Below are 16,487 nucleotides of genomic sequence, written 5' to 3' on the forward strand. Positions count from 1 at the left end.
TCTCCGCTCCTTATACTATAGACATCAACTCAAGTCAGGAGCGCTTAATATGAAATTTCAACAATTCTTAACGAAGCATACCACTCAAATCACCCTGATCACCGGGATTTTAATTATCCTCGGTTATCTCAGTCAATATCTCTTACAGTTTACCCGCGGCTATCAACTCAGCCTCATCGCGGCGTCAATTATCGCCGTCGTTCCCATTGCGAGTCGCGCTTGGAGCGCTTTGATCAATAAAGTTTTTAGTATCGAACTACTGGTCAGCATCGCTGTCATCGGTGCCTTTATCATTGGCGAATTCAACGAGTCGGCCATTGTGACCTTCTTATTCTTATTTGGATCTTACCTCGAAAGCAAGACTTTACAAAAAACACGAACGGCCATTAAAGGCCTGACGGAAATGGCCCCAACCACTGCGACTGTCGTGACGACGACTGGCACTAAAACGGTTGACGTTGATGACGTCGATGAAGGCGATCTCGTCCTCGTTAAAACCGGTGGGCAAATTCCCGTTGACGGTCTCGTTACTGAAGGTAATGGCTACCTTAATGAAGCTTCAATTACTGGCGAATCACGGCCAATCGTTAAAACGACCGGTGACCCTGTTTATGCAGGGACCTTGGTTGAAAACGGCTACGTTAAATTAACGGCGACCCAAGTTGGTGATGATACCACTTTCGCTAAAATCATTGAGCTGGTTGAAGAAGCACAAGATACCAAATCCAAAGCCGAAAAATTCATCGACCGCTTTGCCCAATATTATACCCCTGCTGTCTTAGTCTTATCCTCGCTGGTGTTCATTTTTTCACGTGATTTTCGCCTCGCCATTACCGTATTAGTGCTCGGCTGCCCAGGAGCCTTGGTCATTGGGGCCCCCGTCTCAAACGTCGCAGGGATCGGTAACGGCGCCAAACGCGGGATCCTCATCAAGGGCGGCGAAGTAATCGATACCTTCGCCAAAGTTGACACGTTAGTCTTTGATAAGACTGGTACCTTAACCCAAGGCAAAACAGCTGTCACGAGTTTCAAAGCTTATCAGCCAACAACCACCGCTATTCTGACAACCGCTGCGGCAATTGAAAGGCTTTCCGATCATCCCCTCGGTCAAGCAATCGTGACATATGCGCAACAACACCCAACGTCAATGAGTGCACCAACGCTAACCACAACTGAAACCGTTAAAGGTCAAGGTATCACTGCCCAAATTGCACAACAACAGGTGGTCATTGGAAATCAAAAATTACTTGCAGCCCACCATATTAAGCTCACTACTGCTCAATTGGCCGATCTAAATACGATGCAACAAGCTGGCCAATCAACGGTCATCATGGCCACTGATGGTCAAGTTCAAGCAATCTTTGGCATTGCTGACCAAATTCGACCACAAGTTAAAGCATCTTTGGCTGCTTTGAAAGCTCAAGGCATCAAGCGCCTAGTCATGCTCACTGGAGACAACCAACTGACAGCCAACGCCGTCGCTCATGAATTAGCCATTGATGACGTTCATGCTAATTTGATGCCCGCCGAAAAAGTCACCTACGTCCAACAACTGCAAGCAGCTGGGCATACCGTCGCCTTTATTGGAGACGGCATTAACGACAGTCCATCCATTGCCAACGCCGATATTGGGATTGCGATGGGCAGCGGCACCGACGTCACGATCGAAACGTCCGATGTCGTGTTGATGCAATCGAGTTTTCCCGCGCTCGTTCACGCCCATGGCTTAGCTAAGAAAACGGTACTGAATACACGTGAAAACATCTTTATTGCAATTGCGACTGTAGCCTTCTTATTAGTTGGCCTAATCTTTGGCTATATCTATATGGCTAGCGGTATGTTCGTCCACGAAGCCAGCATTTTGGTCGTTATCTTTAATGCCATGCGCTTGCTTAAATTCAAAACTAACTTCGATAAAACCCAAGCTCAATCACCAACAACGCCAGTAACGGCTTGAGTCAGGCTAAGTTTGCCAACTACGCCAGCCAGTGATTCTGCCGGCTGTGGGGACCGATTCCAGCCAAAAATCGGGCTTCCACCTCGCTTTTAAGCCTAGCTAAAACCGCTAGTCTCAAAAGTCGTCCACATCGTAAGCCAGGAAAAATCGTCCGGACTAACGATGTTTTCACGGCCGGCGCCATCACTAGCTGGCTCCGGTTATATCGTGGAATTAATCAATCTAGTAACTATCATAACCGAGAGCGAGCTCACATTGAGCCCAGCCGTGGGAATCTCTTAGCGATTTATCGCTTAGAGATTGGCGCTTTTGAAACGCGGTTTTAGCGGTTCAAAACGACGGTTCAGACCGCTTTTTGGCTGGGCCGGTCCGACCACAGCGTTCCGGCTCAATGTGGGCGAACGGCAGGTGGCAAGTAAGCACCGATCTACTTTCGATCTTTAGCAACAAACAAAATAGTTGCTTCTATATACCTATGGGGGTATATTTAAAATATTGTTTGACTACTTATGATAAAAAACGTTGGAGGTTACTTATTATGATTAAAGAAATTCACGATCAAGATTTTGCTGCTGAAACAGATACCGGGATTGCTGTTGTCGACTTTCGTGCCGACTGGTGCCCACCTTGTCGCATGATGGACCCTATCCTAAAATCACTCTCAGAAGATCCTGCTTACAAAGATCAAGTCAACTTCGTTTCATTAAATGTTGATAATGATCAAGAGGTCGCCAGCCAATTCCAAGTACAAGGTATTCCAACTTTCTTGATCAAGCGTGACGGTCAAGTTGTGAGCCACATGGTTGGTGCTCGGCCTAAAGGCGTCTTTGAAACTGAACTCAAAAAGGCGTTAGACTAATGACAGCCGCAAAAGCCTCCACAACCACCGATGAATATGTCACTAAAAAACAAATCACCACGCGTTTAAAACGTTCAGCAGGTCAATTAGATGGTGTCTTACGAATGATGGCTGAAGATCGGCCTTGTGAGGATGTCCTCGTCCAACTAGCCGCAGTTAAGTCTAGTGTCGATAAGGCGATGAAGCTCGTCATTGCGCGTAATATCAGTGGCTGTGTTGATCAAATGTCGACTGACGATGTTGAGAACCTAGCCCACTCTTTAGATTTGCTTTTAAAAACCAAATAACGAGACTAAAAAATCGAGTCGCTTATTCAAGTGGCTCGATTTTTTAATCTCGTTATTTATCCCAATTACCTTTTTTCCAATCATCATGCGCCCAATCGTCCTTTTTCCAAGGATCATCTTCGGGATCTTGCAAATTAGATGGCCGTTTTTTCGCCTGTCGCATCAACACGGCGGTGGTGACGATGGTGACAAAAGCCGTAAATAAAATAAAGATAAAGGTCCACACGACGATATCACTAACTGGCATACAACTACCCCCAATGTTAAGTTAGCGTTAGTATAGCGCAGCAGTTCTAAAAATGCCAGTTGGTCTCATCCTAAAAAGAGTGCGACAAAAGGCGGTTTGCTACCGAGCATAGTCTAGACAGTCAACTGATGGTGTGCTTTCAATCTTTTAGCGCACGTTTCGACTATAAATATTTGGCACAAAAAACGGTTGGGTTTCATCCCAATCGTTTTCGCTCAATGATCACCTTTAATCCTCATCGTCTTCTTCACCTAATCCAAAACGAGCCGTATGTCCTAAGAACGCTTGGAGTTGACGAATCTGCCGATTGTTACGACCACGATAGGCCACTAACCAAGCCGCTAAAGCCGGCCGATCTTCTTTTTCTGCCAATTTAATTGCACGATCAACGAATAAGTTTTCAGTATCAAAATCTTTAACCGTACCGGCCACTAAAGTCGCGGCATCTTGATACTTAAAAGCGCCATTTTCTTCTAACATCGCATACTTCACTAATTCCGCCGTTGTGGACGATGGTTGTTGATCTTCATCTAATAATAAGTCGGCCAATTCTGAAAAATGTTGTGTATTCAGGTCAATTAGTTGGGTATAGATTGGCTGTAACGCCACGCTTTGTGGCCCCTTAACATACCATTTCACTTGGTTTAACTTGACGTATTCGACCATCAAATTTGATAAAATATGATTCGTCATCGCACCCGCAGTTGGCACATGATGATCAATATCACTTTGCTTTAACTCAGCTGCATATTGGTCTTCAATTGTTAATTCGCTCATCTTAACACCCCTTATTTGACTTTGACGCTTTCAACGTCATATCCTAATCCAGTAACAACTTGGGACAATTGATCGGCACTTGTCGTGGTCTCATCAAAACTTGCTTTCACTTTGCTGGCATTAAACAAAACCTTGACCGTTTCAACGCCTGGTTGCTTAGCGACTGCTTTTTCAATTTTCGTCATGCATGAGGGACAGGTTAGCGTCCCTAATTGTAAGATTGCTTTACTCATCTTGAATAACCTCCATCACTCATTTGATGGTTCTAGCATACCGGCAATTCTCGTTTCAAAACTTGATCGCCATCAAGAAAAGTCATCTTTTTTTGTTGTATGCTTAATTTAATCAAAAATCTGTTATCGTTATGGTGAACTTCAAAGGAGGAAATTGTCATGTCGAACCACGCCACACATGAATGTGTACAGCTTGTCCCTATCTTTCAAGCCTTAGCGGACGAGCAACTAGATACGATTGAATCAATCGTGCAGCATCGTCATTACCAAGCTGGCGAAACCTTGTTCAGCGCAACTGACGATCTGGATAGTCTCATGATTGTTGCTAACGGTCAAGTCAAGGTCTATCAACTTGCCGCCAACGGTCGTGAACAGTTGCTTTACTTACTCCAAACTGGGGACATCGATGGTGAGGCCGCTTTATTTGAAAATCAGCAGCGAACTTCTTATGGTGAAGCACTCGTTCCAACTGACATTTGTCGGATTCGGCGCCAAGACTTTCAACAATTGATGCAATCTTACCCGAGCATCAGCATCAATGTCTTGAATGTTTTTGGTAAACGCCTCGCTCAGTTAGAAAAGCAAACGACCAGAACTGCCACTGAATCCGTCGAAGCCCGGTTAGCAACGTACTTAACCGAGACGGCCGCTAGTTTAAAAGTCTCAACTTTCAAATTACCCTTAAAGAAAAAAGACTTGGCGACCTTTTTAGGCACGACACCCGAAACCATCAGTCGCAAACTCACTCGTTTTGAACAGCAAGGCTTTATTACCCAAAAACCTGGCAAATTGATTCAAATTAATGATGCTGATCAACTCTTATTAGTTGACTAAAGGTTGAAAGCTAGGTTTTAGCAATAATCGTTGACATGATAAGTATTCATCGGTCAAAACTAGTCATACTTGCCACCTACCGTTCGCCCACATTGAGCCGGAACGCTGTGGGCGGACCGGTTCAGCCAAAAAGCGGTCTGAACCGTCGTTTTGAACCACCAACCCCGTGTTTCAAAAGCACCAGACTCTAAGCGATAAATCGCTAAGAGCTTCCCACGGCTGGGCTCAATGTGTGCTCACTCTCGGTTATGATGGTGATTACGAAATTGATTGGTAGTCGCAATACAACCGGAGCCAGCCAGTGATGGCGCCGGCCGTGAAAATATCGTTAGTCCGGGTGGCTTTCCCGGGCTTACGATGTGGACGACTTTTGAGACTAGCGATTTTATCTAGGCTCAAAAGCGAGGTGGCAGCCCGCACTTTGGCTGGAACCGGTCCCCACAGCCGGCAGAATCGCTGGCTGGCGTAGGTGACAAATTTAATCCAACTTAAGTCAATGTTGGTAAGGCTTCGACCAATACATTTAACTTTCAACCTTTAGTTAGTTGAATAAAAAAGCAATCGGCCCGATAGCCATGACGAATACGCCGTGGCTATCGGGCCGATCAGTGTTATATAAGCTTATGCCTGCCTAGGCGTTTCCCGCACCCCCGGTCACACATATCGCTTGGATCTACCTTACGAAAAATAACTGCCCACGTCAAACGACATCCCGAAAATAGTTCACATTGTAAATAAATGTTACAGGAATGCACGAGATACCCGTTACAATTGTGACAAGCCTGAACTCCACCACTTTAAGAACCATTGGTTAACCACCTCAGGCTAGATTAATATTCCGTTAAGGCTAAGTTACAAGCGATTTTCTGACGACAAGATTTGCGCAACTCACGATCATCTAAGGTATAATTAGGATTGAATTAGAAAATTTATTGAGGAGTGGATTTAATGGCAACAATCAGTCAAACCGCAGTAAAACAAGACTTATATGACGCCGTCAATGGCAACTGGCTCAAGACCGCCGAAATTCCTGACGATCATGCCTCAACCGGGGGCTTCATGGACCTCGTTGACGCGATTGAAAAGACGTTAATGCATGATTTTGACGCCATGGCTGCTGGTGAGGTAACTCCCGACAACCCACAATTAGCTGAATTCATTAAATTTTATCAATTAGCCAAAGACTTTAAACAACGCGATGCAGATGGTGCCAAACCACTTCAACCTTGCTTGAAGCAAATCGACAGTTTGAGTGATCTAGCCGACTTACAGCATCGGATGCCAGACTGGATCTATGATGGGTTACCATTACCATTCAGTTTAGATGTTGACGCCGATATGAAGAACACCAAGGTCAACACCTTATTTGTCCAAGCACCGGGCACGATTTTACCAGATAAGACTTACTACGATGAAGGTAATCAACAAGGACCCAAACTCCTCGCTGTTTATGCCCAAATGATGACCAAATTGCTACAAAAAGTCGGCTATGATGATATCTCCGCTCAAAAAATTGTTGATGATACGTTAGCCTTTGACCGTTTGATTGTGCCTTGGGTTAAAAGTGCCGAAGAAGCCGCTGACTACAGTAAAATGTATAATCCACGAGCTTTCAAAGACTTTGCCAATAACAGTCGCTACCTCGACTTAGCAGCGATTACGTATGCCGTTATTGATGGCAATCCAGATAAGGTGATCTTACCGGAACCAGCCTACTTTGATCATTTCAACGAGGTCGTTAATCCCGACAACTTCAACTTAATGAAGAACTGGATGAAAGCCAAACTTGTTCAACGGTTAAGTGGCTACCTGAGTGATGACTTGCGGACGCTTAGCACGACCTATTCACGGACACTTTCTGGTCAAAAAACACCCCGTAACCAAGCTAAGAGCGCCTATTACTTAGCCACCGGCACTTTCGATCAAGTCGTGGGCTTATACTACGGCCACAAATACTTCGGTGAAGCGGCTAAAGCTGATGTGCATCAAATGGTCGAAAAAATGATCGGTGTTTATAAGAAGCGACTCAAAGCCAACACCTGGTTAAGCGCCGATACTCGGGCTAAAGCCATTACAAAGTTAGATAATTTGGGTATTCAAGTCGGCTATCCTGACAAATTGGAAACCATCTATACTAAGTTTAAGACCCATACCGCTGAAGAAGGTGGCAATCTTCTCAGCAATGCCTTACACTTTGGCCGAGTTGCCCGCAAAGATATGTTTGCCAAATGGGGGCAGCCAACTGATCGTACTCGTTGGGAAATGAGTGCAAATACCGTCAATGCTTATTATCATCCATTCATGAACATCATTGTTTTCCCAGCAGCGATCTTGCAGGCACCATTCTACAGTCTGGACCAATCATCCAGCGCTAATTATGGTGGTATTGGGGCCGTGATTGCCCATGAAATTTCACATGCCTTTGATAACAATGGGGCCTTGTTTGATGAATTCGGGAACTTAAACAATTGGTGGACGGATGACGATTCGGCTCATTTCAAAGAACTTGCTAAAGCCATGATTACTGAATTCGATGGTTTGGACTTTGCTGGTGCTAAAGTTAACGGAACCCTGACCGTCTCTGAAAATATCGCGGATGCTGGTGGGCTGAGCTGTGCCGAAGAAGCTGCTAAAAGCGAAACCGACGTTGACTTACACGCCTTTTTCACCAACTGGGCGATGATCTGGCGGATGAAAGCTACCAAACAATACATGCAACTCCTATTATCCATTGACGTTCATGCACCGGCTAAACTCCGGGCCAACGTTCAACCAAAGAACCTCGATGATTTTTACACCACATTTGACATTCAACCAACCGATCCAATGTATCTTGCACCTGATCAACGTGTCAAAATCTGGTAGTTCAATGCTGTTAAAAGTGTCGGGCATAGGCTCGGCACTTTTAGTTTAGAAAGGAGTCACTCATGGCCAAATTCGAAAAATATCATCCGATTTTGACGCCACACTACACGTTAGATTGGTTAACCCAAAGCCGTATGAATGCAATTTTAGCTTTTGATCAACTAACTGATCCAACCGCAACGCTATTGACGACTGCCGATGCGGTTAACCAAATCATGCGTGATATTTTCCATGATCAAAAGCTTGTCTGGGGGATCACTGATCGTCAAAATGACCAATTCATCGGCCAGGCCGGCTTTGATCATTTGGATAGTAGCCCTGATCAAGCGACACTAAAGGTTCGGTTAATTCCAAGTGCGCACACCGCCCCAGTCTTGACTGAACTCTATCCACGACTAACTGACTTTGCGACTGACGAACTTAAGCGACCACACCTGAGCATCACTTTGACCGCTACTGATCAAATCAGTGTCCCAATTTTAACGGCCTTAGGTTATCGAATTGATCCCACTATGCCAACGCACTTCAGCTTACAATAAGTTACCAAAACGCCGACTCAAGGATTGAGTCGGCGTTTTTTTATTAACATGATTAATCTCTCTTAGCCCTAGGGACAAAGCAGATTGACGCTCATTCATTCAATTACATCAAGCTGTAATTTAGTTATCACTTGATTAATCAAAGATGTTAACTTTTTACGGGTTTTTGGTTGCGTTTTCTTTTTAATTTAGTACAATGTAGTTGTTAACAAGTTTTTATAAATTCGAGCCAGTTTGTGAAATATCACACATTAACTAAGGAGTGTCCATCTATGAAAGTTATCGTTATTGGCTGTACCCATGCTGGGACCGCAGCTGTTAATCAGATTTTAGCAAGTGATCCGACCACCGAAGTAACCGTCTATGAACGGAATGATAATGTTTCCTTCCTATCCTGTGGGATCGCCTTATACTTAGGCGGTGAAGTCAAAGATCCTCAAGGGCTCTTCTATTCAAGTCCAGAAAAACTCGCTGAACTTGGTGCGACCGTCCATATGCAACATGATGTCACGGATATTGATACCACTGCTCATACCGTCACAGTTAAAGATTTAGTTAGCGGTGACGAAAAAACTGATCATTACGACAAATTAGTAGTAACAACTGGTTCATGGCCAATTATTCCGCCAATTGATGGTATTGATAACCCTAATGTTTACCTCTGCAAGAACTGGCAACATGCCCAAAAGCTCTGGGACGACGCCAAAGACGCCAAACGTGTCATCGTCATTGGCGGGGGCTACATCGGGACTGAACTCGTTGAAGCTTACCAACGTCAAGGTAAAGAAGTGACCTTGATTGATGGGTTACCACGCATTTTAAACAAATACTTAGATACCGAATTTACGGATCGCATTCAAAAAGACTTCACCGATCGTGGCATCAAGCTCGCACTTAATCAAATGGTTCAAAGTTTCAGCGATGCCGCTGATGGTGGCGTCACTGTCACAACTGATCAAGGCGACTATACTGCTGATATGGCGATCCTCTGTGTTGGTTTCCGACCAAATACTGGCTTGCTAAAAGGCAAAGTCGATATGAACAAAAATGGCTCAATCATGACTAATGATTACATGCAAACATCTGATCCTGACATTTACGGTGCTGGGGACTCGGTTGCGGTTCACTACAACCCAACTCATAAAGATGCTTATATTCCATTAGCGACAAATGCTGTTCGACAAGGAACATTAGTTGGGTTAAACATCTTCAAACCAACGCGGAAATACATGGGCACTCAGTCAACTTCTGGCTTAATGTTATTTGACACCACCATCGTGGCTTCCGGGATGACCCTCGAACATGCTAAATTGGAAAATATCCCAGCCGCAGCAGTGACCGTTGAAGACAACTACCGGCCAGAATTTATGCCAACGACGACACCAGTGCTCATGCAACTAGTCTACAACCCAGAAACTCGGGCAATTTTAGGCGCACAATTCATGAGCAAATATGATGTCTCGCAATCAGCGAATACTATTTCTGTGATGATTCAAAACGAAAACACCATCGATGATCTTGGTTTTGTCGATATGTTCTTCCAACCACAATTCGACCGGCCATTTAACTACTTGAACATTTTAGGTCAAGCCGCAATTGCTCAAGAAGCTAACAAAGTTACCAACTAACTTATCTGCACTAAAAAAGCTAACCCACGTGGTTAGCTTTTTTAGTGGTTATCTAGTTGCTTTAATACTTGCCACCTACCATTCGCTCGCGTAGGTGACTAATCGGCTAATTATTGATTAGCTTGGTGCATCTGATAACGTCCAGGTCACGGTCCCAGAATAGTTACCTGGCACGGCCCCGGCATTTGTATCAAAGAACATCCCGGTATCGCTCCCCCACTGTTTAGTGACATCATAGTCATCCGTATCACTGGTGGATTCATGGCTATCGATCTTAACCGCTTCATTGTTAATCTCGGTTGCTTTGCCATTTTGCTTGTAAACAAGTTGACCACGAACGGCTTGACCATCTTCATTCGTAAACGTTGTGGCACTAGCTTGTAATTGCCAGCTCGATCCCTTACCGCGTTCGTCACTGACTACCAAGGCCCAGTCATCAGCGCGATCAGCGGTTTGAGCCTTACCATTTAAGGTAACGGCACTAAAATTACTTTTGCTAGCAACCGTTTTAAACCCAAGTTCACCACTTTTAACAGTGATAGTTGCCGTAATTTCCTCAGATTCGTTTTCGTCATCATCCTCAACATAACCGACTAACGTATTCTTACCAACATTCAAGTCATCAGCAGCAATCGTATAATCAAACATACCGGATTCATCGTCATCACTCATCTTAAAATCATCAATTTTTTTACCATTTAAGGTTAGATGAACTGTGATTTTACTATTGGTCAGCTGTTCAGAGCCTTCACCGAAGACTAAGCCACGAACTTTAGCATCCGTTCCTTTATCAACCGTTTGCGTCCCTTTCATCCAATAGAAACTAATATCTTGTTTAACCGTAATAATATAGTCAGGAGCTGTCGTATCAGTTTCAAAATTATTACTCGTAAACGTGGCTTTAGTGGCCGTCGTTTGACTGTTGATCTTCACCGTATCAGCAGTCCCCGTCAAGGTAATCTTAGCTGTCGTATTTTCAGCCGTTAACGCTTGATTTAACGTAAAGCTCAGCGTCTCCGGGCTACCATCTGGAACAGTCACGGTTTGAGTGTCGCCATTCGCGTATTCAACCACCGCTTTCGTAAAGGTCACGTTTTTAGGTAGGTTAATTTTGGCTTCAACATTTTCCCAATCTTGCTGACTACTGGCATCATACGTTAACGTGTAGTCATATTTCAGACCGTCTTGGGCCTTCACTTTTGTATCAGTGGTCACAGTTTTATTTTTCGTCGTATCCGTGACTTTCACATCAGCTTCTGCCGACATCAAGTTCGGAATCTCTTCGAAAACGACGAAACTATTACCGGCGTTCCCAACAGTGTCGCCAATTAGTCCCCAACGAATCATCCCGTCACTAGTATTGAGCTTACTTTTATCAATCGTTTCCGTTTGCGTAATCGCGCTGGCATTTTCGGTACCGTCAGCATTAAGATCATTGTACGCATAGGTCATGGTGCTGGCACTAGCATCCCATTTCAAGGTCAAATGATGCCATTGCCCATCCGTCATACTCAAACTTGGCTTAGGATTTTGATGGTTCTGCGTAAAGAAATATCGGGTCACTAGCCCTAAACTCAATATTGAGCTGGCACTGTCAGACTGATATTGACTCGCTTCACCCGGATAACCAGAAGCGATGTGTTGACCCTTAATGCCAGAGTCAAATGACACCCCAGAACCCGCATCACTAAACGATGTTGACGTATTAGCATAAGTGTCAAATTCTAGTGCCCAACTGTTTTGAATAGCTGTGGCTGCGATTTCAGACGCCTCTTTTCGCTTCGTATCATTATCGACACCCCAAACCCCCATCGTTTCACCGATAATCGTTTGTTTCGTGTACGTTGAAGCGGCACCCGTCCCATTGGCATCGTTTTGCAGAACAAACGCTAAACCATCGCCAGCTTTACTCGTTGAAGCGCCATGATAGAGCCACATTTTAATCGTTGCATCTTCATTTAAATTTAAGCGATTAGCGTCCTTCGACCAGAAACCGCCTAGTTGTTTCTTGGCGCTCGTAAATTCAATGGCTTGCGTATTAGGAGCGGCCGAATTCGTGACCGTTTGGATATTAGCCGAATTGCTCACGCCATTCGTAAAGGTCGTGGGTAAATCAAATAATTTATCTAATTGATTGAGCCCAGCCGGAGCTGTCGTGATGGGGGCCGCCGTAGCGTCGGCAGCCAGTGCTCGCGTGATACCCGTTCCCACACCAGCCAGGGCTACAAGCCCTGCTAATAATAGTTGCGTCCGTTTGCGCATGGTTTACCGCTCCCTTCATCATGAGTTAACTTAATCCTGGTTCTTACGACGATTCTTAACTAGTAACCAAATTACAACACCCAGCAAGAGGACAATGACAATTCCGAAACCGACAAACCACCAGAAGTAATTAGTTGATTTTGGTTGATTAATTGCCGTGTTGTTCAATTGTTTAGCTTTCTGTTCACTAATGGTAAAGTTGCGCGTGAAGTTCCACTTATACTTGCCATCACTAGCGGTGGCGGTTAAATGCAACGTATAGTTACCAGCTTTGAGTTGTTTATTACCATCGCCAATTGCAAAATTAAAGCTACTGTTAGGCGCCATCGCCATATTTTCTTTTGTCGTTGAGAGAACCTTTTTATCTGAATTAACCGCCGTCACGTAACTCGTCACTTTCAACCCATGCATAATGACAGGTTGCGTATTTTGGAGTTTTGCCGTGACATAATTTTGATAATTGATCTGTTTAGCTTTAATATCGATTAACTTCATGACTGGCTTAGTCGTAATTTTTTTAGTTTCTCGTAATTGCAGTCCAATGACATAGGCATATTGATTACGAATTGAGACACCGCTTGTCTTCTTGGCCTTATCTAAAACTTGGGTGATATTGATGCCACCCAAGGCAATCCCCTTAAAGGATTTTTCTGGGACGATCAGTTTAATCTGAACCTTTTTTGTTGATTTAGCGGCCACCGTCACGGTTGATGCCTTTGAAACCGCATCATTCAAATTAAACGTCAATGATGAATCGGCCTTAGCCTTAGGTTGACTATAATCAATGACCCCATTACCATTCGTAACCGCCCGATTCGTTGAAATCCGGTATTGATGTTGTTTACTGTCACTATTCTTAATATGAATAGTTAGTGTCTGTTTTTGGCCGGGTTTCACTTTCAAATCAAAATACGTGGTTCCTTGCGTGATTTGATTCTTAGGCAAATCTGTCGTGACCTTGTAATTTAAACTATCTGCCTTAGCAACAATTCCTAAACAACCCCAAACAACACTCATTAACAACATTAATTGCCAGATTTTCTTTTTCATATAAGTTACCTTTCCTTTTTTCAAAAGTGACGAGCTATGTATTTGGGTAATTACGAATCGTAATTACCCCCTAAACTTACTATCTATGAACTGGGTGCATCAGTTAGCATCCAGGTCATCGTGCCTTGATAATCACCTGTGGTTAATTGAGTATCATGAATTGTCAGCTTGGTCGCTGGATTGCTTTGATTGAGTACCAACAACCATGTTCCAATCCCAGCATTTTTATCCGCTACCAACACATTATTGACTTGCCCAGCTGTTAGTTGACGAGAAACCAATTGCGGCGCCGCGCTCACGTTAGTACTGGCAGCCTTTATTTTTACCGCACCCAGGTCAATCGATGTGGCCAGTGTTTGCTTGCCATTCGACGGGGCTTCCGGTACGACCTGTAGTGTCCAACCAGCACCAGTGTCACGGCGATCCGTCACTTGGACCATTGCTAACTGATTTTTAGCGGCCACCGTTACTGGACCACTACTGACACTAGTTGCTTCAAAGGTCAAATTACTAATGAAGTCAATTGTCAGGCTACCTTTTGAGCCAGTGCCTGAATTTCCCGGATCAACCGAGTCCCCAGGATAAGGCTTGGATGGGTCATTCGGATCAACCGGTGTGACCGCAGTTTCATCATTATTAGGGGCTAGTTCAATTTGGACCGGCGACTGTTGAGCCGCTTGGACCGGTGTGACGAGCCCACTACCAATGACTGCTAAGCTCCCACAACTCAATAACCACCACGTCAAATGTTTAAACTTGCTCATGGTCGCACCTCAAGGTTAATACCGTTCTTAACCTAACGCTTACTTCGTATCTGGCGTATTCGTCAAACTCCAGGTGATGGTTGACGTGTAATTGTCGGCCACGTTACCAGCCGGAACGTAGAGTGACACATCACCTTTATCATGGGTCATGGTAAATTCACCGACCCCTTCGCCTTTAGTCGCAACCAAGATATTGCTATTTTCCGTGGTTATTTCAAAGTCTTGCGTAGTTGGTGTCTTTGAGGCATTGCCAGTATCTGTTGCAGCAACCGTCCCATTGGCGAAAGTAATCTTTTCACCCTTCATACTTGTATTTGAACCAGTAAACGCGGTCCGTTTAGCTTGAACGGCCCAACCATCTGAACTACCAGGGTTGGTTACTTGAACATTGCCACTCACACTTTCAGCGGTATAAGTCTTGGTTTCTTTTGAGTTCACATGTGATCCAAAGTTAACGCCGGGAACGGCATCCAAGGTCACATCCTTGTTATCTTCATCTTGCGTTAATTCAATATTAGCTTCTGTATCCTTTGTTGAGTCATCAGCATGGGCAGCCAAGGGTAGTGCAGTTAATAGTGAGAGACTGAAAACTAAAGTTCCTACATATTTCTTCATCACGATTGCTCCTTTATTTGTTGATGGCGATTCCACCATAGTTTGATTAGTAGCCCGACTAGACAAGTGATTAGCAAAGCAAAACCACATAATATCCATTGTTGCAATTCATTCATCTGTGGTAAAACACCGGATAGTGGTCCAGGATTAATTTGATCACCTGAGACCGTCGTACTACCAGGTGACGCGACTGTTACATGATATGTGCTTTGTTGGACATCGGCTGAAGCGGCTAAAGTTGTCCAACCACTTACAAGACCAAGTATCCCTAGCAACCAGCGCATATAACCCATCACTCCTTTCGCTTCGTTATACAATTATCTTAGTCACGCTATCTATCGACAACGACCGATAAGTTTCGACCAACCGGTCCCTATCAGCAACGAAAATATATCATGTAATCGGAATCATTGTCAATTGATGAAACGCCTTAACTAACGTTCTAAATGGCTATTTTAACGGCTTTTTTGGCAATCTCTCATATTCATAAAAACATAAAATGATTTATATAAACTACCGCAATCAGTTTAACATCAGTGTTTGTAAGTTATCAAAAAAATCTACGGCTTAGAATTTATTGACCCGCTTAACCAATGAAATTGTTAACATTATATTTTTGTTAGATTTTAATGTGAATATCTATTAGTTATTATTTTGAGTTTGTATAACTATTTAAAAAGCCCATTTTCTCAATGATATCGGATTCATTGTTTATATAAGTTGTTTTAAAAAAGCAACCATTCCTATTAAACCCGTAAAATAGCATCTATAACATTGACGTTTCTAACCTTTAGCTCACCGTTTAGATTAAAACTTACTATAAAAACAGCAAAATTAACTCAACCGTAATATCACCGTTATTAAGCTTAATCAAGCCTATGCTATACTAAAAGTACTTATTATACGAAAGCAGGAACGGATATGCCCGCCAAGAAAACTTTTGATAACACCCAAGTCATCGACCAGATCATGCGGTTGTTTTGGCAAAATGGTTACTATCATACGTCAATGGATGAAATTGTCGCCACTAGCGGCGTTAAAAAACAAAGTCTTTATAACGCTTTAGGCGACAAGCACACCCTTTATTTAAAGTCATTACAACATTATCACCAATTAATGCTAACTGCGACCACGCAAACGATGCAACAGCTTGAACAAAGTGGTGCTAGTCCCGTTGATATTTTGATGGCACTCTTAACTCAAGGTTTAACCGCCACTGATCAACCAACTGGTGACCTCATCAATAACGCTGTCGTCGAATTCGCTACTAGTGATGCTGAGGTTAAACAACTCACCGATCAATTTTACGCTGATTATTTAACTTTACTTGCCTCTGTCATCTTAAAAGGACAAGCCAGCCAAACGATTATTGCCAACCAAGCTAGCATGCCATTAGCACAAGGCCTACTTGAAGCTCGAATCGGCCTGCAAACCCAATTACGGCGAGGGGCACAACCGGATCTAGCTCAACGACAACAACTCTGGACGCGGTTGCTCTCAGTTTAACTAAAGGTGAAAGTTAAGCTTGAGTCAGGCTAAATTTCCACCTACGCCAGCCAGTGATTCTGCC

At 43.8% G+C, this 16,487-nt stretch carries 16 protein-coding genes; 8 read left to right on the forward strand and 8 right to left on the reverse strand.

The features are described 5' to 3' along the window. Positions 1 to 49: 49 nt before the first annotated feature. The 3 genes from FFM84_RS05285 (at position 50) to FFM84_RS05295 (ending at position 3,103) form a co-directional block, all read left to right on the forward strand. Positions 50 to 1,957 carry a heavy metal translocating P-type ATPase gene (locus FFM84_RS05285; RefSeq protein ID WP_130844656.1) on the forward strand — a complete coding sequence of 636 codons (1,908 nt, stop codon included), beginning with the start codon at positions 50 to 52 and terminating at the stop codon, positions 1,955 to 1,957. Positions 1,958 to 2,495: 538 nt separating this feature from the next. Continuing rightward, positions 2,496 to 2,816, forward strand: a complete 321-nt coding sequence (locus FFM84_RS05290; protein WP_130844655.1) for a thioredoxin family protein — start codon at positions 2,496 to 2,498, stop codon at positions 2,814 to 2,816. Next, positions 2,816 to 3,103, forward strand: a complete 288-nt coding sequence (locus tag FFM84_RS05295) for a metal-sensitive transcriptional regulator (RefSeq protein ID WP_130844654.1) — start codon at positions 2,816 to 2,818, stop codon at positions 3,101 to 3,103. Before FFM84_RS05290 ends, FFM84_RS05295 begins: the two co-directional genes overlap by 1 nt. A gap of 52 nt (positions 3,104 to 3,155) precedes the next feature. Here FFM84_RS05295 and FFM84_RS05300 read toward each other — a convergent pair whose 3' ends face one another. The 3 genes from FFM84_RS05300 to FFM84_RS05310 form a co-directional block, all read right to left on the reverse strand. Beyond that, on the reverse strand, positions 3,156 to 3,350 hold the full coding sequence (locus FFM84_RS05300) for a hypothetical protein (RefSeq protein WP_130844653.1): 195 nt from the start codon (positions 3,348 to 3,350) through the stop codon (positions 3,156 to 3,158). Positions 3,351 to 3,578: 228 nt separating this feature from the next. Then, on the reverse strand, positions 3,579 to 4,127 hold the full coding sequence (locus tag FFM84_RS05305; RefSeq protein ID WP_130844652.1) for a ferritin-like domain-containing protein: 549 nt from the start codon (positions 4,125 to 4,127) through the stop codon (positions 3,579 to 3,581). Between the two features lie 11 nt (positions 4,128 to 4,138). Then, positions 4,139 to 4,360 carry a heavy-metal-associated domain-containing protein gene (locus tag FFM84_RS05310; RefSeq protein WP_130844651.1) on the reverse strand — a complete coding sequence of 74 codons (222 nt, stop codon included), beginning with the start codon at positions 4,358 to 4,360 and terminating at the stop codon, positions 4,139 to 4,141. 159 nt (positions 4,361 to 4,519) lie between these two features. On the opposite strand from FFM84_RS05310, the gene FFM84_RS05315 reads away from it, so the two are divergent. The 4 genes from FFM84_RS05315 (at position 4,520) to FFM84_RS05330 (ending at position 10,226) form a co-directional block, all read left to right on the forward strand. After that, complete coding sequence (locus FFM84_RS05315) at positions 4,520 to 5,194, forward strand: Crp/Fnr family transcriptional regulator (protein WP_130844650.1); 675 nt, start codon at positions 4,520 to 4,522, stop codon at positions 5,192 to 5,194. 948 nt (positions 5,195 to 6,142) lie between these two features. Further along, positions 6,143 to 8,059: a M13 family metallopeptidase gene (locus tag FFM84_RS05320; RefSeq protein ID WP_130844649.1), complete on the forward strand. Its 1,917-nt coding sequence runs from the start codon at positions 6,143 to 6,145 to the stop codon at positions 8,057 to 8,059. Positions 8,060 to 8,121: 62 nt separating this feature from the next. Further along, positions 8,122 to 8,598, forward strand: a complete 477-nt coding sequence (locus FFM84_RS05325) for a GNAT family N-acetyltransferase (RefSeq protein ID WP_130844648.1) — start codon at positions 8,122 to 8,124, stop codon at positions 8,596 to 8,598. A 272-nt stretch (positions 8,599 to 8,870) separates the two neighbouring features. After that, complete coding sequence (locus tag FFM84_RS05330) at positions 8,871 to 10,226, forward strand: FAD-dependent oxidoreductase (protein WP_130844647.1); 1,356 nt, start codon at positions 8,871 to 8,873, stop codon at positions 10,224 to 10,226. A 117-nt stretch (positions 10,227 to 10,343) separates the two neighbouring features. On the opposite strand, the gene FFM84_RS05335 is transcribed toward FFM84_RS05330, so the two are convergent. From FFM84_RS05335 to FFM84_RS05355, 5 genes are all read right to left on the reverse strand, one after another. Continuing rightward, positions 10,344 to 12,488, reverse strand: coding sequence for a lectin-like domain-containing protein (locus FFM84_RS05335; RefSeq protein ID WP_130844646.1), 2,145 nt, complete (start codon positions 12,486 to 12,488; stop codon positions 10,344 to 10,346). A gap of 30 nt (positions 12,489 to 12,518) precedes the next feature. Continuing rightward, on the reverse strand, positions 12,519 to 13,538 hold the full coding sequence (locus FFM84_RS05340) for a WxLIP family cell surface protein (protein WP_130844645.1): 1,020 nt from the start codon (positions 13,536 to 13,538) through the stop codon (positions 12,519 to 12,521). 83 nt (positions 13,539 to 13,621) lie between these two features. Further along, positions 13,622 to 14,302 carry a WxL domain-containing protein gene (locus FFM84_RS05345; protein ID WP_130844644.1) on the reverse strand — a complete coding sequence of 227 codons (681 nt, stop codon included), beginning with the start codon at positions 14,300 to 14,302 and terminating at the stop codon, positions 13,622 to 13,624. Between the two features lie 39 nt (positions 14,303 to 14,341). Beyond that, positions 14,342 to 14,917, reverse strand: a complete 576-nt coding sequence (locus FFM84_RS05350) for a WxL domain-containing protein (protein ID WP_165444476.1) — start codon at positions 14,915 to 14,917, stop codon at positions 14,342 to 14,344. After that, positions 14,917 to 15,201 carry a cell surface protein gene (locus tag FFM84_RS05355; RefSeq protein WP_225424757.1) on the reverse strand — a complete coding sequence of 95 codons (285 nt, stop codon included), beginning with the start codon at positions 15,199 to 15,201 and terminating at the stop codon, positions 14,917 to 14,919. Before FFM84_RS05355 ends, FFM84_RS05350 begins: the two co-directional genes overlap by 1 nt. A gap of 637 nt (positions 15,202 to 15,838) precedes the next feature. Between FFM84_RS05355 and FFM84_RS05360 the strand changes: the two genes are divergently transcribed. Continuing rightward, positions 15,839 to 16,423 (forward strand): TetR/AcrR family transcriptional regulator, encoded by a 585-nt coding sequence (locus tag FFM84_RS05360; RefSeq protein WP_130844642.1) that lies wholly within the window; start codon positions 15,839 to 15,841, stop codon positions 16,421 to 16,423. Positions 16,424 to 16,487 lie beyond the last annotated feature (64 nt).

Source organism: Lactiplantibacillus mudanjiangensis, from assembly GCF_005405385.1.
Classification (GTDB): Bacteria; Bacillota; Bacilli; order Lactobacillales; family Lactobacillaceae; genus Lactiplantibacillus; species Lactiplantibacillus mudanjiangensis.

Bases quoted from the DNA above. Each gene is read 5' to 3' on its own strand.
- FFM84_RS05285 (WP_130844656.1), top strand. From the start codon at position 50: ATGAAATTTCAACAATTCTTAACGAAGCATACCACTCAAATCACCCTG.
- FFM84_RS05290 (WP_130844655.1), top strand. From the start codon at position 2,496: ATGATTAAAGAAATTCACGATCAAGATTTTGCTGCTGAAACAGATACC.
- FFM84_RS05295 (WP_130844654.1), top strand. From the start codon at position 2,816: ATGACAGCCGCAAAAGCCTCCACAACCACCGATGAATATGTCACTAAA.
- FFM84_RS05300 (WP_130844653.1), bottom strand. From the start codon at position 3,350: ATGCCAGTTAGTGATATCGTCGTGTGGACCTTTATCTTTATTTTATTT.
- FFM84_RS05305 (WP_130844652.1), bottom strand. From the start codon at position 4,127: ATGAGCGAATTAACAATTGAAGACCAATATGCAGCTGAGTTAAAGCAA.
- FFM84_RS05310 (WP_130844651.1), bottom strand. From the start codon at position 4,360: ATGAGTAAAGCAATCTTACAATTAGGGACGCTAACCTGTCCCTCATGC.
- FFM84_RS05315 (WP_130844650.1), top strand. From the start codon at position 4,520: ATGTCGAACCACGCCACACATGAATGTGTACAGCTTGTCCCTATCTTT.
- FFM84_RS05320 (WP_130844649.1), top strand. From the start codon at position 6,143: ATGGCAACAATCAGTCAAACCGCAGTAAAACAAGACTTATATGACGCC.
- FFM84_RS05325 (WP_130844648.1), top strand. From the start codon at position 8,122: ATGGCCAAATTCGAAAAATATCATCCGATTTTGACGCCACACTACACG.
- FFM84_RS05330 (WP_130844647.1), top strand. From the start codon at position 8,871: ATGAAAGTTATCGTTATTGGCTGTACCCATGCTGGGACCGCAGCTGTT.
- FFM84_RS05335 (WP_130844646.1), bottom strand. From the start codon at position 12,488: ATGCGCAAACGGACGCAACTATTATTAGCAGGGCTTGTAGCCCTGGCT.
- FFM84_RS05340 (WP_130844645.1), bottom strand. From the start codon at position 13,538: ATGAAAAAGAAAATCTGGCAATTAATGTTGTTAATGAGTGTTGTTTGG.
- FFM84_RS05345 (WP_130844644.1), bottom strand. From the start codon at position 14,302: ATGAGCAAGTTTAAACATTTGACGTGGTGGTTATTGAGTTGTGGGAGC.
- FFM84_RS05350 (WP_165444476.1), bottom strand. From the start codon at position 14,917: ATGAAGAAATATGTAGGAACTTTAGTTTTCAGTCTCTCACTATTAACT.
- FFM84_RS05355 (WP_225424757.1), bottom strand. From the start codon at position 15,201: ATGCGCTGGTTGCTAGGGATACTTGGTCTTGTAAGTGGTTGGACAACT.
- FFM84_RS05360 (WP_130844642.1), top strand. From the start codon at position 15,839: ATGCCCGCCAAGAAAACTTTTGATAACACCCAAGTCATCGACCAGATC.